Annotated in this window: 11 protein-coding genes; 5 read left to right on the top strand and 6 right to left on the bottom strand. The window is 40.9% G+C overall.

What is annotated here, in order from left to right:
- Window positions 1-23 precede the first annotated feature (23 nt).
- Window positions 24-2201, top strand: a complete 2178-nt coding sequence (locus BG00_RS14625; RefSeq protein WP_036983604.1) for a malate synthase G — start codon at window positions 24-26, stop codon at window positions 2199-2201.
- A gap of 84 nt (window positions 2202-2285) precedes the next feature.
- Here BG00_RS14625 and BG00_RS14620 read toward each other — a convergent pair whose 3' ends face one another.
- The 4 genes from BG00_RS14620 to BG00_RS14605 form a co-directional block, all read right to left on the bottom strand.
- Window positions 2286-3011, bottom strand: a complete 726-nt coding sequence (locus BG00_RS14620; RefSeq protein ID WP_036983603.1) for a YebC/PmpR family DNA-binding transcriptional regulator — start codon at window positions 3009-3011, stop codon at window positions 2286-2288.
- Window positions 3012-3788: 777 nt separating this feature from the next.
- Complete coding sequence (locus BG00_RS14615) at window positions 3789-4412, bottom strand: HAD family hydrolase (RefSeq protein WP_036983602.1); 624 nt, start codon at window positions 4410-4412, stop codon at window positions 3789-3791.
- Window positions 4413-4662: 250 nt separating this feature from the next.
- Window positions 4663-5157: a DUF6702 family protein gene (locus BG00_RS14610; protein WP_036983601.1), complete on the bottom strand. Its 495-nt coding sequence runs from the start codon at window positions 5155-5157 to the stop codon at window positions 4663-4665.
- 2 nt (window positions 5158-5159) lie between these two features.
- A complete protein-coding gene (locus BG00_RS14605) occupies window positions 5160-7604 on the bottom strand; it encodes a M1 family metallopeptidase (protein WP_036983600.1) in 2445 nt (814 codons plus the stop codon).
- Between the two features lie 407 nt (window positions 7605-8011).
- Here BG00_RS14605 and BG00_RS14600 point away from each other — a divergent pair, with 407 nt between their 5' ends.
- The 4 genes from BG00_RS14600 to BG00_RS14585 all read left to right on the top strand — a co-directional run bounded on the left by BG00_RS14600 (window position 8012) and on the right by BG00_RS14585 (window position 13875).
- Window positions 8012-8248 carry a hypothetical protein gene (locus tag BG00_RS14600; RefSeq protein WP_036983599.1) on the top strand — a complete coding sequence of 79 codons (237 nt, stop codon included), beginning with the start codon at window positions 8012-8014 and terminating at the stop codon, window positions 8246-8248.
- Window positions 8249-8314: 66 nt separating this feature from the next.
- Window positions 8315-9562: an exonuclease SbcCD subunit D gene (locus tag BG00_RS14595; protein WP_036983598.1), complete on the top strand. Its 1248-nt coding sequence runs from the start codon at window positions 8315-8317 to the stop codon at window positions 9560-9562.
- Window positions 9559-13209, top strand: a complete 3651-nt coding sequence (locus BG00_RS14590; protein WP_036983597.1) for an AAA family ATPase — start codon at window positions 9559-9561, stop codon at window positions 13207-13209. The genes BG00_RS14595 and BG00_RS14590 overlap by 4 nt, the downstream gene beginning before the upstream one ends.
- A 9-nt stretch (window positions 13210-13218) precedes the next feature.
- Window positions 13219-13875 carry a class I SAM-dependent methyltransferase gene (locus tag BG00_RS14585; RefSeq protein ID WP_036983596.1) on the top strand — a complete coding sequence of 219 codons (657 nt, stop codon included), beginning with the start codon at window positions 13219-13221 and terminating at the stop codon, window positions 13873-13875.
- A 102-nt stretch (window positions 13876-13977) separates the two neighbouring features.
- On the opposite strand, the gene BG00_RS14580 is transcribed toward BG00_RS14585, so the two are convergent.
- Both BG00_RS14580 and BG00_RS14575 read right to left on the bottom strand, forming a co-directional pair.
- Window positions 13978-14187 carry a cold-shock protein gene (locus BG00_RS14580; RefSeq protein ID WP_036983594.1) on the bottom strand — a complete coding sequence of 70 codons (210 nt, stop codon included), beginning with the start codon at window positions 14185-14187 and terminating at the stop codon, window positions 13978-13980.
- A gap of 184 nt (window positions 14188-14371) precedes the next feature.
- Window positions 14372-14542: cold-shock protein (locus tag BG00_RS14575; protein WP_036983595.1), on the bottom strand; the 171-nt coding region annotated here is incomplete at its 5' end.

Here is a 14542-nt window from a genome sequence, read left to right as displayed (position 1 = left end):
CGGACCGTTTAAGGATATTAATTATGAGCCACACTCTCACCCATTCAGGACTCAGCGTTGATAAGCAACTTGCTGAATTTGTTAAAAAACAATTATTACCTGGTACCCATCTTGATGAACACCAGTTTTGGAAAAGCTTTGCCCACATAGTGCAAACACTTACACCATTGAACAAATCACTACTGGCTAAGCGTGAACAACTACAAAAGCAAATTGATGACTACCACCTTGCAAATAAAAATGCTGACCAAGCTCAGTATCAAGCGTTTTTAAAAGATATTGGCTACCTAGTTGATGAGCCTGAAAACTTTAGTATTGAAACTCAAAATGTAGAGCCAGAAATAGCGTTGACTGCAGGGCCACAGCTAGTGGTGCCGGTTAGTAATGCACGCTTTGCGCTTAATGCTGCTAATGCACGTTGGGGGTCGTTATACGATGCTTTATATGGAACCGATGTTTTGAGCGAAGACGACGGCGCCGAAAAAGGCAGCCAATACAACCCTGTTCGTGGCTTTAAAGTAATGGCTTACGCAAGGCAGTTTTTAGACAAAGCATTACCGCTTGAAAATGGCTCGCATATTGAAAGTACTAACTATTCTATTGTTGACGGCGCCCTTGCTATTACCCTGCGCGACAGTTCGCACACCATACTTAAAAGCCCTGAGCAACTGATTGGCTATCAAGGTGAAGCACAAAACCCGAGTGTTATTTTACTTAAAAACAATGGATTGCATATTGAGCTGCAAATAGACCATCACCATCCTATTGGTCAAGCAGATAAAGCAGGGCTAAAAGATGTGGTGCTAGAAGCCGCACTAACAACCATTATGGATTGTGAAGACTCGGTTGCCGCGGTAGATGCAGAAGATAAAGTACAAGTTTACAAAAACTGGCTTGGTTTAATGCAAGGCAACTTGGTTGAAACGTTTAGAAAAGGCGACAAAATGGTCGACCGCACGTTACAAGCTGACCGGCAATATACAGGACTTGATGGCCAAAAACTGACCCTCAAAGGGCGCAGTATGATGTTTGTGCGTAACGTGGGACATTTAATGACAAATCCAGCCATTACGGATGTAAGCGGCAATGATGTGTTTGAAGGCATTATGGATGCCATGTTCACCGCAACAGCTGCTTTGCACGATTTAAACACTAAAAACACGATTAAAAATTCAACCGCGCAAAGTATTAATATTGTAAAACCGAAAATGCATGGCCCTGATGAAGTCGCCTTTGCTAATACCTTGTTTGGTATGGTTGAAGAGGCACTGAGCTTGCCTAAAAACACCCTTAAAATGGGTATTATGGATGAAGAACGTCGTACATCAGCCAACTTAAAAGCCTGTATTCATGCAGCAAAAGAGCGTGTTGTGTTTATTAACACTGGCTTTTTAGACCGCACTGGCGATGAAATTCATACCTCAATGCAAGCGGGTGTTGTGCTGCCGAAAGCGGCTATTAAAGCACAGCCTTGGATCAGCGCTTACGAAGATCGCAACGTTGATATTGGCCTAGCCTGTGGCTTAAGCCATAAAGCGCAAATTGGTAAAGGTATGTGGGCAATGCCAGATAAAATGGCGATGATGATGGAGCAAAAAATAGCGCACCCTCAATCTGGCGCAAATACCGCTTGGGTGCCCTCCCCTACTGCCGCCACATTACACGCAATGCATTATCATGATGTTGATGTATTTAGCCTGCAGCAAAGCATTGCCACGCGTCAAATAGCAAGCCTAGAGAGCTTACTTACACCGCCGCTCATGCCAAACCCTGAAACGCTATCAAAAGAAGATATTCAAAGCGAGCTTGAAAACAACGCGCAAGGTATTTTAGGGTACGTAGTACGTTGGATTGACCAAGGAATAGGCTGCTCTAAAGTGCCTGACATTAATCATATTGGTTTAATGGAAGACAGAGCCACCTTACGTATTTCAAGCCAACATATCGCCAACTGGCTACATCATGGTGTATGTAGCAAAGAGCAAGTACAAAAAGTGATGGCAAAAATGGCTAAGGTTGTTGATGGCCAAAATGAACATGACAGCCTTTACATTCCCATGGCAACTAATGAGCAGACATTAGCTAAAAGTATTGCGTATCAAGCTGCTTTAGCACTGGTATTTGAAGGGGTTAGTCAACCGAGCGGTTACACAGAGCCGCTACTACACAGCTACCGCTTAAAATATAAAGCACAGCACTAACTTAAAACTTAACCTAAAAATAAAAAATCAATAAGCTGATTTTTTTATAACGCTAGTGAATAATCACTATTCACTAGCTACGAATTAATTTTTAATAGTCGCGTTGTGATAAACATTTTGTACGTCATCGCAATCTTCAAGCATATTGATAAATTTATCAAAGTTGGCAATGACTTCTTCATCAGTGATTTCAACATGTACTTGTGGAACGAAGGTAATTTCATCAACTTCAAAGTTAATGCCTTCAAATGCTTCTTCTAATGCCTTTTTAGCTTTAAAGTACTCAGTATGCGGTGCAAATACCGACACCTTGCCATCTTCGGCTTCTACATCGGTTACATCAACGTCAGCCATCATCAGGGCTTCTAACACGACTTCATCGTCGTCGCCTGCAAACCCCAAAACAGCAAGGTGATCAAACATATGTGCAACACACCCAGGTGTACCTATTTTTGAATCTGTTTTAGTAAACGGTAAACGCACATCTTTAATTGTGCGGTTTGGGTTATCGGTTAAACAGTCAACAATCACCATACAATTACCCGGGCCGTAGCCTTCGTAACGGGCTGAAGAGTAATCTTCCCCTGCCCCGCCGGCTGCTTTTTCAATTGCTTTTTCGATTACGTGCGCAGGGACTTGGTCTTTTTTGGCTTTTTCAATTAAGCGGCGCAATGTTTGATTTACATCGGGATCAGGTTCACCACTTTTGGCTGCAACGTAAATTTCTTTACCGTACTTTGAATTTACTTTAGTTTTCGCATTGGCTGTTTTTGCCATCGAATTTTTGCGGACTTCAAATGCTCTGCCCATCTTGTGCCTCTATTGAATACGTTCTGTTTTTGATATTTTACCAATTCAAAGCGTATTGGGCTAGTGGTTCAACATGTTATGCCGTGCAAAAGCAGCGGAGGATTAATTTAAATAATACCCAATGCCATTAAATAAATAAAAACGAAGCTCAATTTAACATAATCAGAGTCTGTTAACCTTTGCGGATTGATATTTGTTCAAACTAGGGACAATTTAATCGCGTCGCGAGATTTGTAACCTAGTGGGCTCGATAACTGCTCCTGCGTTATTCTACTGACTTACATCCATGTAAGAATAAGTCAAAACCGAGCAAAGCTTCCGCGTCCTGCTCACGCCCCTTACCTACATCCATGTAGGCAACAAAGAGTTAATTGCCCCTAGGCAGAACCCTCCGGGCAACGCCTGTTTGGCATTGATGCTGCGTTATCGCCTATTTATGGGGAGTAACCACATTATACCCAAATTGCCTTAATATACAGAATTCAGCGTTTCACAGGGACTTAATATCAAGGCGTTCCCTTTGCAATAATGGTCGTCCCTTTTAAAAAGGAACAACGAAGGGAGTAAGTTTCTGTGAAACGCCCTACGGGTTGGTTTAAAAGCTATTTATACTGCGTTATTGATTTTAACAAGGGAATAACCATTATTTTCAATCAATGCCTTGTCAAAATAGCTTTTAATTCCAACTGAAACTCGCAGATTAAGGTAATTTGGGTATAGATAGGCTCTGCCTTGCCTAAATACCAAACAGACTGCTGCAAATTCAACCTTGAAAGGTCAACAGACCCTCACTTTTTCAGCATAATTGTCAATTAATGTTACCAATTCATCAAACGCATGAATGACAAAATCGGCTTGCTCGGCATAGGCAGGGGTTAGGGTTGCATCAGGAGCATATAAACAGGCTCGCATTTTTGCATTATGAGCAGCTTGTATGTCATATAAATAATCACCAACGTAAATAACATTATCAACGGGCATGGACCACTGCCTTGCAATCATTAATAAAGCACTCGGATCGGGTTTGGCCGGAGCTTCAGTTCGAGTGAGTACCATTTCTATTGGCAATGGGTTGTGTTGCAACTTTAGTGTGGCCGCTTTATCAAAATTACGTGTAACAATGGCCATAGGTATGTTTTTAGCTTGTAGCGCTTTAACAGCCTCTAAAACGCCAGGTAGAAGCTTAGCCGATTGTGCATCTAACAACTCATGCTGATGCACTATATTCATTGCTTCTTCACGCATATAGGGGGAAGGTAGTTGTTCTATGTAATCGAGTAAGTCTTGCTCTGCAGGGCAACCTACTTGGGCTTTTATCAATGAAAAGTTTAATTCTGAAGATACTAAAGTTCCGTCTAAATCAAAAATAACACCTTTGATTGCCTCAATTTGCGTTTTCATTTCATTCCTTGCGCTAAATAATTAGCTCAGTATGCTAGGTTTGGCTTAGGTTATCTAAACCTTTAATAAAAAGTATATCAATAAACATATAAAAACAGCTCAGTCCATTGAAATTTAATTATAGTTAGTTTGATAACATAATAGTTTGGGTTTGTATAACTGGTATAGTAAAGACTTTACGATGCAATTAATTAACTCGATCAGCTATAAAGGAAAGTGCGCACCCTCTAAAGGTGCGCAATAATAGTGGTTATTTCGGCTCAAATTTCGCTTCAAGCCAGGTATCGTCTTGGCTAAAGTTTAAGGTTTTGATCTTTCCTCGCCCTTCAACGTTCACCATATTCACTTGTGCAGGCCACAAATCTCGCAGTGCACCATGACTCATTCTAATGCCCTCAATCTTATCGGGAATAGCAGCTTCTTGGTACACCCAAAAAAACTTACCATCCACTTGTGCACCTACATAATTAAGGGGGAGGGGCTCACCGCTCAAGGTTTGTAAGGCAACATGAGATTCAACATACTTGGCAAAGCGTTTTTGGTCACGCTTGTTACTCATAATATCCACTTTGCCTTTAAACAAGTTACTAACAGCATGCTCTGTATCATGTAAATAAAAACGATGCATCACTTCAATATTGTGCGTACGCTGATTAAATAACACCGTTGTAACGGATGATTTTAATTGATGCGCCATACTTGGCGCAGCAATTAAAAAACAAACAATAATAAGCAAAAAGCGCATTATTATTGATCCTCGTCGTTATTTTTTTCGTCTTTTGGCTCGTCTTTTTTCAGCTCTGTTTTGATATCTTGCATAATATCACGGCTTACTTTTGCCTTGCTCTTTTCACGTTTGTAGACTTCAATACGCGAAGGAATAATACGGCGTGGATAGTGGTTATTTTCTACATCAACATCCGCTGTTTCCCAGCCTGGATCAACCGTTACTGAGGTAAGCGGTTTGTTTTTGTCGGTAATAATCAGCTTTTGTACGTTTTTGTGATTACGACGCCAAATTTCTGCAGGAATATAACGTTCCTCTTTAGTGCCATCTTCATACGTTAGCTCTAAAAGAATTGGCATCACTAAGCCACCAAGGTTTGAAAACTCCATCACGTAGTAGTTTTTGTCTTCTTCTAGCGCGCGATCGAGGGTTTTACGCTCCCACGGTTTTAAGCCTTTTAAAAATTTATTGTATGAATTACGTTCTTTATTGGTAACCGTAAAGCGATCGTTTTCGTCATAAAAATCGGTTACATCTGGATTTTGTTCAACCCACGTTTGTTTACCTTCAGCGCGATTACGCTCAACAAATAATGAACTTGGCTTATTTGCTTCAATATCACGTAAACGTTTAAAGTCGATATCTGGATTTTTGGTGTCTAACCGTAATTGATATACTTTATCAAGCGAGATATCAACATGGTCTGTGGTGTAGAACCAACCACGCCAGAACCAATCTAAATCAACACCTGAGGCTTCTTCCATAGTACGGAAAAAATCAGCGGGAGTAGGGCGTTTATACTTCCAGCGCTGAGCGTACTCTTTAAAGGCAAAATCAAATAATTCACGCCCTAAAATCACTTCACGTAAAATATTTAATGCCGCAGCAGGTTTAGTATAGGCATTAGGGCCTAAACGTAGCACGCTGTCTGATTGCGTCATGATAGGCACTTGAGTCTCTGACTTCATGTAAGCAACAATGTCACGTGGTTCAACGCCCCATGGAATGGTTGGATCCCATTCACGCCCAGCAACACCGTCTAAAAAGCTATTTAAACCTTCATCCATCCAAGTCCATTGGCGCTCATCTGAGTTTACAATCATTGGGAAGTAAATATGCCCCACCTCGTGGATAACAACCCCAATTAAAAAGCGCTTTTCTGCTTGAGAGTAAGTGCGTGTACCATCGTCTTGTAAATCTGTACGTGGACCATTAAAGGTGATCATTGGGTATTCCATCCCCCCTACAGGGCCATTAACTGACTGCGCAGTTGGGTATGGGTAATCAAATGAATATTGTGAATACACTTCCATCGTGTGTACAACCGCTTCAGTTGAGTATTTCTTCCATAAGTCGCCACCTTCTTTAGGGAAGAACGACATCGCCATAACGAGTGGCTGTTCATCACCACCTTGCTGGTAACCTTTAGCATCCCACATAAATTTACGTGATGATGCCCAAGCAAAGTCACGAACATTTTCTGCTTTAAAATGCCATGTTTTTGTTTTGTCTGTACCGGCTTTTTCGTTTTCGAGCGCTTCTTCTTCGGTAACAACAAACACAGGGCGTTTTGCTGTTTCAGCTTCTTTTAAACGCTTGCGCTGAGTGCTGGTCAATACCGAGCTTGGGTTATCAAGCTTACCAGTTGCTGATACAATATGATCCGCAGGAACCGTAATTTCAACATCGTAGTCACCAAACTCTAAAGTGAACTCACCACTGCCTAAAAACGGTTTGTTTGTCCATGCTTCGTAATCGGTGTAAGCCGCTAAGCGAGGAAACCACTGTGCAACTAAGAAAATATCGTTACCGTCTTCTTCAAAATGCTCGTAACCTGCACGTGCGCCTACCGCGTCTTCTTCAACGAGGTTAAACGCAAAGTCCATACTAAACTCAACATCCTTACCAGGTTTAAGTGGCGTATTTAAATCAATGCGCATTAAGGTATCAACCACAGTCACGCGCAGCGCTTTACCATCTTCATCTTTAACATTGCTAATGGTGTAACCCAGTTCATTATCGTTCATAAACTGTTGACGACGTAAATCACCTAAGCTTAACTTAGCAGGCTTTGCATCAGGTTCGTTCTGTAGGGTACTTTTAAATGTTTGCGTGGTTTCTGCAATTGAGTCATTTTTAAAAATATTTTGATCAAGCTGAAGCCATAAATACTTTAATGTATGTGGAGAGTTATTTTTATATTCAATTGTTTGACTCCCCGTTAAGCGACGCTTTTGCTCATCGAGTGTTACATCAATATCGTAGTCAACGCGTTGCTGCCAATAATTTTCAGCAGGGGCACCTGCTGCACTGCGGTAAACATTAGGAGTAGGTAAAGCTTCATCTAGTTGACGAAACTTATCAACATAGCTGCCTTTAGTTTGCTCAACAGATGAGGCAAGCACAGTGCTTGCCATTGCCAAAGGCAATACAAACGCGCTCAGTGTAAGTAAATTTTTCTTCATTGTTAATCCTGATCGATTTTAGTAACGCTACTGTGACAAATTTACAGCTTAGCTTCAATAAAATAGCGATAAAATCCTGCTTTTATAGGGTGATATTCCACACCTTTTTGTAAATACAATAAATAGCGTTTTATACAACAAAAAAGAACGGAAATTTCGTCAGAAATTTAATAAAAAACAAAAGCAATTAATACGCTAAACAAAACTGTAAAGGGGGTTTACAAAACACACTGGCTATCAAGATAAAACGAAAAAACACAGCTATTTTCATTAAAAAAGCTAAATAACGCAGTTTTAGGTTGATCTTTACTATGGTTTGTAATTAGAATCGCCCACTTTTTTAATTTGAGAGCATTTTTTTGCGTTTCTCTCAAATATTTTGTTCTAACTAGTAGTGTGGTGAGTTTATGGATTTTTATATCCTAAAAAAGCAGCAAAAGCTAATTGCAATACCAGCAGACGTGCAAAATTGTAAGCAGTATATAAACTCGGGTTATCTGTATATTGATAAAGTCGCTGCTTGTAATGAAACTAATGCACTGCAAGTATTACAAGCTAAAAAAGCCAAAGCATTAAAGTGGCCTTTAACAATCGCGCTCGCTGCTTTGCCCCTTATTTTTATAGCTTGGTATACTTTAACCTAAAGCGATACTTGCATCTTTAATTGCCTTGGGTATATTGGCGACCTTATGATTTTTTAAGAGCGCAAAATGAAAGTTCTTCACACTTCAGACTGGCACCTAGGTCAGCAATTTTATGAACATGATCGCCGTCATGAACACCATGCTTTTTTCTCTTGGCTGTTAACCACCCTCGTTAACCAACAAATCGATTTATTGCTTGTTGCAGGTGATATTTATCATACTGCCACACCGAGTGCTAGCGCCGAAAACCAACTCTATCAATTTATAAAAAACGCCAAAGCCCAGTGCCCACAATTACACGTTGTTATTATTGCGGGTAATCATGACTCCGCTAATCGTATTTTGGCTGCACAGCCCTTATTAGCCCAGTTTGATACTTATGTGGTAGGGCGGTTTGATCCTGCTAAACCCAGTGACGTTGTGATAACGATTAATAACGATGATAAACGCGCTGTGGTACTCGCTATGCCTTTTTTACGCACCAGTGACATAAGCACGCTTAGCCAAACCAAAGATGGCCCTAGTTACGCACAAGGCGTTGCAAAAGCCTATGAACTTGCTCTTGAACATGCGCTAACACTTAACGCTGAAAATACGCCTTTAATTGTTATGGGTCATTTGCATGCAAAAGGCGGTAATATTTCCAATGACTCTGAACGTAATTTGGTCATTGGCGGTGAAGAAGCTATTTCAGCGTCGGTATTTGGTAAACATGCCAATTACGTCGCACTAGGCCATTTACATAAAGCACAACTAGTAGCTAGAAATGAGCAAATACGTTACTGCGGCACGCCTATTCCAATGTCGTTTTCAGAGAGAAAGTATACCCATCAAGTAAATGTGGTTGAATTTAGCGCGCAAAAAAACCAACCGTTAAACACCACTGTAAACCCCCTTTACATTCCGCGCTTAGCAGAAGTGATTGTACTTCCTGAAGGGGAGTGTGTACCTTTAGCGCAGCTGTGTGAGCAAATAAAAGCACTCGATACAGAGCAATACGACATGGCTCCCTACTTACGAGTAAAACTTAAATCAAGTGATATCGATACCACCTTTCGAGAACAAATTGAGCAAGCACTTAAAGGAAAACAAGTTAATTTTTGTGGCATAGAGCGAGTTCGTGACCAGCAAATGAGTAATTCCTCAGAAACGGTATTTGAAGATTTAAGCTTTGTTGAAATGCTCAACCCAATTAGCTTACTCGAACAAGCATTTAATAATGATAAAGATATGGCCGCAGCGACCGTGCCCAATGAATTAAAAGCACTGTTAACCGAGGTAATTGAAGAACTTGAACAGGAGCAACTGCTATGAAAATAACGGCTGTTCGTATTCATAATTTAGCCTCCATTGCCGATGCCGAAATCGACTTTTTAGCCTCACCACTCAAAGACGCAGGCCTCTTTGCCATTACAGGTGACACCGGCGCAGGAAAAAGCACCGTACTCGATGCTATCTGCTTAGCGCTTTATACAAAAACTGCGCGTTTGAAAGGCGATAAAGGTAACCTAATTGATTTTAATGGCGATAACATTAAGCTTAACGATGCCCGCAATTTATTGCGCCGTGGCAAATGGGAAGGGTACGCCGAAGTAGATTTTAGTGGCCAAGACCAACAACTTTATAGAGCACGCTATAGTATTCAACGTACACATAAAAAAGTAACCGGCAAACTTAAAGTGGCCGAACATACTTTACATAGCCTACCCGATGAAACCTTAATTGCTGACAAAAGTGGCAGCTTAAAAGCCATAGAAAATAAAATAGGTTTAACCTTTGAGCAGTTCTCGCGTGCGGTGTTACTAGCACAACATGAGTTTGCCGCCTTTTTAAAAGCCACTGGCGATGAGCGCGCGCAGCTTTTAGAGTGCCTGACTGGCACCGATAAATTTAGTCGAATAGGGCAGCGTATATTTGAGCGCAACAAAGCTATTAAAGATAAATTTGAATTACTAACGGCAAGTTTAGCCAGTTATACGTTATTGTCTGACGATGAGCTGAGTGAAAAACAACAAACGCTGGCTGATTTAAAACAACAAATTGAACACACTAAAACAACTTTAGCAACGACAGAGCAAGGCGTTAATTGGTATAAGCAAGCGCATAGCTTGGAGCTGGCATTAAAAAATGCTCAGCAAAGCGAGCAACAAGCACATGCCGCACTCAATGCTGTTAAAGCGCAAACTGAGCAAGCAAAACAAGCGCAAAGTGCGCTTGAAATTAAAGATAACCGCCAGCGCTGTGAAAGCTTAACAGCGCAAAATAGCCAGTTAAATACACAAATAAAACAATTAAACGAGTTTGATCACAACGCGCTGATCACCGAGCAAGCCAATAACGTTAAAAAACAGCAAAACGAATTAGATACAGCAAAACAACAAAAGCTAACAGCAGAGCCTCTGATTGCAAAAGCGCGAGAGCTCGACAGCCAATTAACAATATATAACCAAACTATAAAAAGTCTGACTCAACAAAGCGCCAAAGAGCAGCAACAATTAAGTGATTTACAACAGCAGCTACAACAAAACAAAAAAAGTGCAGAGCAAGCCACAACGCAAATCGCAGGGCATCAGCACTGGTTAAACGAGCAGAGTCAATTAAAGCCATTGGCAACTGATTGGAACTATTTTCATCATAGCTTTAAGCAGTTTTTTAATACTCATACACAACTAAAAACAACCCAGCAGCAAGCCCAGTCTCATGCAGAGCAACAAACAATACTCACAGCGAAACTTAGCGAGCAAAATAAACAACTCGAACAAGCAGAGCAAACGCTTACAACGCAGCAGCAAAGCCTAAATAAGCTAAACCAGCAGCACGCTCAATTTAATATTGAACAATGCGACAGTAAGCTTAAAAACATTGATTATTTAAAAGATCAGCGCACACACTATAAGCAGTTTAACCAAGAATTAAAACACACGGTGCAACAGCAACGTGATGTGGCAGAAAAGCTCAGCCACAGTGAACACACTAAAACTACGCTGCTTACGCATTTAACCAGCAAAGAGCAGGCACTTAAACACGCAGAGCAAGCACTCAATCAAGCGCGGCTTCGTGCCAGTGAGCATGTTGAGCATTTACGCGCACAACTGGTTCCAAATGAGTCGTGTGCCGTTTGTGGGGCTACAGAGCACCCGTTCGCGAGCAATCAAAGCCAACCTTTTACAAACCTAATAACCGACTTTGAAAATGCATATAATAACGAAAAGCAGCAACACCAAGATGCTCAAGCACAGCTTCATCAACACCAAACACAACACGCTGTTTTGGTGGCAGAGCATGCTCAGTACAGCCAAGCCATTAGTGATGCACAAGCCAAAATGCTGGAAATTAAAAATACCATGCAAGCGGCTAAAACCGAGCTTAATGAGTTAACAGTTGAGCAGCTTGATGAAACTTATAAGCAATTAAGTGAACAAAAAACACAGTATTTTTCGGCGCAAAAACAGCTTAGTAATTTGCAAGAAACTGTTAACCAGCTGCAAAGCACAGTTAAAAAAGAACAAGCGACACAGCAACAATTAAACACACAGCATGTTGAGCTGAGCAATCAGCAATCTCAGCTTAATAACAAATGCGATGAACTAGCAACTCAAAACGAAGCGATTATAAAAGAGCTCAATTTACATTTTGAACACAGTGATTTTTGGCACGCATTGCAAGCAGGATCGTTAACGCTTAGCGATTTAGCTCAGCAGGTAGAACAATATCAGCAAATCCAAGCACAGCTTGAACAAAGTCAAAAACAATGCGACAGCGCCAATGTACAGTTACAACAACTAACACCGCTTATAACCAAAGCAGAGCAGCGAGTTAACACGCTCAATGAAGAATTAACTCAAACACAGCAACAGCACAATAATACGCAGCAACAGCGCTTAGCCTTATTTGATAACCAAACTATTAGCGCTGATGACTACCAAGCTAAACTGTCAGCACAGCTAGAGCACTGCCAAAACCAATTAAGTGCCAGCCAACAAGCACACGACAGTGCCGTAAAACAGCGCGATGAACACGCCATCACGCTTAAAAACCTTGAGCATCGTCTGGCAGATAACCACCAAGAGTTAGTGATGCTTGAAACGCGTTACAACGACTGGTTTAAAGAATTTAACATCCTTCATGGCGATATCAGTCATGAACAAGTCACATTTTTACTAACTATCAGCAACGACGATATTAAAACTCAGTTAAAGCAAGGCGAGCAACTATCGCAAGCAGTCGTTGATGCCAGTGCCGCGTTAAAACAACAGCAACAAGCTAATGAACAACATCAACAAAATAATCAGCCAACGCAAAGCGAAGCACAGCTAATTGAGCAACAAACCCACTTAGATACCCAGCAAACACAATTGCAAAATAGCTTACTCACCATCAATACCGCGATTGAGCAGCACAACCAAAATGCAAAAGCGCTTGAGGGTAAACAAGCTGAACTGAGCCAGCTCAAGCAACAGGTTGACCAATGGCATTTACTTAATAAAGTACTAGGCGATGCCACAGGGAAAACAATGCGCAATTTAGCGCAAACACAAACACTCAAAATATTGCTGCATTATGCTAATAGCCATTTAAAAACCCTTAACAAGCGTTATGAGCTCACTGCAATTGCTGAGTCACTTGATATAGCCATTATCGACCGAGATATGGCCGATGAACAACGCTCGGTCAATACACTATCTGGCGGTGAATCGTTTTTAGTGTCGTTGGCATTAGCACTGGGACTTGCCTCACTATCTTCGAACAAAGTGCAAATTAACTCGTTATTTGTTGACGAGGGCTTTGGAACACTAGATAGTGAAACACTCAGTATTGCCATGGACGCGCTAGATTCATTACAAGCGCAAGGTAGAAAGGTCGGTGTAATTTCACATGTAAGTGAAATGAGCGAACGCGTTGCTACGCAAATTCATGTCGCTAAAAAACCGGGTGGATACTCCACCATAAACGTAATTTAAGGAGATAGCATGCCCACTTTCACAGGCGAAGAAGCACAAGAATATGATAACCGCATTACCCGTTTAGTCCCAGGCTATGAGCTACTTCATCAACTAACCAATGCACAGCTGCAAACCACGTTAAGCGACGATGCACACATTTTAGTGATTGGTGCCGGCACAGGTAAGGAAGTATTAGCATTAGCAAAAATGAATCCTAAATGGCAGTTTACTGCCCAAGACATCTCCAGTGATATGCTCGATATTGCAAAACAACGCTTTGCAGAGCAAGGTATTGATAGCCGTGTCACTATTGAATGTAGCCCAGTTGATAAAGTAAAAGCGAAAGCAGACGCCGTATTATGTTTACTGGTGATGCATTTTGTAGAAGATAACGGCGACAAAAAACAAATTCTTAAAAGCATTAAAGCTAACCTTAAAAAAGGAGCGAATCTTTATATTGCTGATTTAATGCGCCCAGAAACAACATTTGAACGTGAGTCACAATTAAACACCTGTGCTCAATTAGGCCTAACTGAAGCAGGCAAAACTCAAATGGGGCATAACCTCGAAAGAGAGTTTTACCCCCTAGATCGTATGCGCTTTAGTGAACTACTGAATGAATGTGGATTTGGTATTCCAAAGCTTTATTTTAAAGCGCTTGGCTTTAGCGGTTACGTTGTATAAATTTTTGTCAAAAAAAAAGCTAATATCATAATGATATTAGCTTTATTGCTTAACACGAGTTTAAGCGGGGTAAGTGCGCTTTAAAGCCCACTCCCTCTATATTTAGATGCAAACGATGTTTTCAGCTTGCGGGCCTTTTTGACCTTGAGTAACAGTAAACTGTACTTTTTGGCCTTCGGCTAATGTTTTGAAACCGTCGCCAGAGATAGCACTGAAATGTGCGAAAACGTCTGCGCCAGATTCTTGCTCAATAAAACCAAAACCTTTTGCTTCGTTAAACCATTTTACTGAACCAGTAGTTGTATTAGACATAATATGTATCCTAAAAATTAATTAAAGTGTGCCTGAAAAGAGGCGATTGAGCCGAAAAAATAGTTAACTTGAGGATATCGCGTAGGATTATTACTAAAACAACGGGGTACTAACAAATAAAACAAAACTTCTTTCAAACTTATAAGTATTGATGGGTTAACACTAACCCATCAATTAAAACTATTTAGATGCAAACGATGTTTTCAGCTTGCGGGCCTTTTTGACCTTGCGTTACAGTAAACTGTACTTTTTGGCCTTCGGCTAATGTTTTGAAACCGTCGCCAGAGATAGCACTGAAATGTGCGAAAACGTCTGCGCCAGATTCTTGCTCAATAAAACCAAAACCTTTTGCTTC

The sequence above is a fragment of the Pseudoalteromonas sp. SCSIO_11900 genome, assembly GCF_000576475.1.
Taxonomy (GTDB): domain Bacteria; phylum Pseudomonadota; class Gammaproteobacteria; order Enterobacterales; family Alteromonadaceae; genus Pseudoalteromonas; species Pseudoalteromonas tetraodonis.
Note: the sequence above shows the minus strand (reverse complement) of the source record. Positions and strands in the feature narration are given on the sequence as shown.

Bases quoted from the DNA above. Each gene is read 5' to 3' on its own strand.
- BG00_RS14625 (WP_036983604.1), top strand. From the start codon at position 24: ATGAGCCACACTCTCACCCATTCAGGACTCAGCGTTGATAAGCAACTT.
- BG00_RS14600 (WP_036983599.1), top strand. From the start codon at position 8,012: ATGGATTTTTATATCCTAAAAAAGCAGCAAAAGCTAATTGCAATACCA.
- BG00_RS14590 (WP_036983597.1), top strand. From the start codon at position 9,559: ATGAAAATAACGGCTGTTCGTATTCATAATTTAGCCTCCATTGCCGAT.
- BG00_RS14605 (WP_036983600.1), bottom strand. From the start codon at position 7,604: ATGAAGAAAAATTTACTTACACTGAGCGCGTTTGTATTGCCTTTGGCA.
- BG00_RS14580 (WP_036983594.1), bottom strand. From the start codon at position 14,187: ATGTCTAATACAACTACTGGTTCAGTAAAATGGTTTAACGAAGCAAAA.
- BG00_RS14595 (WP_036983598.1), top strand. From the start codon at position 8,315: ATGAAAGTTCTTCACACTTCAGACTGGCACCTAGGTCAGCAATTTTAT.
- BG00_RS14615 (WP_036983602.1), bottom strand. From the start codon at position 4,412: ATGAAAACGCAAATTGAGGCAATCAAAGGTGTTATTTTTGATTTAGAC.
- BG00_RS14610 (WP_036983601.1), bottom strand. From the start codon at position 5,157: ATGCGCTTTTTGCTTATTATTGTTTGTTTTTTAATTGCTGCGCCAAGT.
- BG00_RS14585 (WP_036983596.1), top strand. From the start codon at position 13,219: ATGCCCACTTTCACAGGCGAAGAAGCACAAGAATATGATAACCGCATT.
- BG00_RS14620 (WP_036983603.1), bottom strand. From the start codon at position 3,011: ATGGGCAGAGCATTTGAAGTCCGCAAAAATTCGATGGCAAAAACAGCC.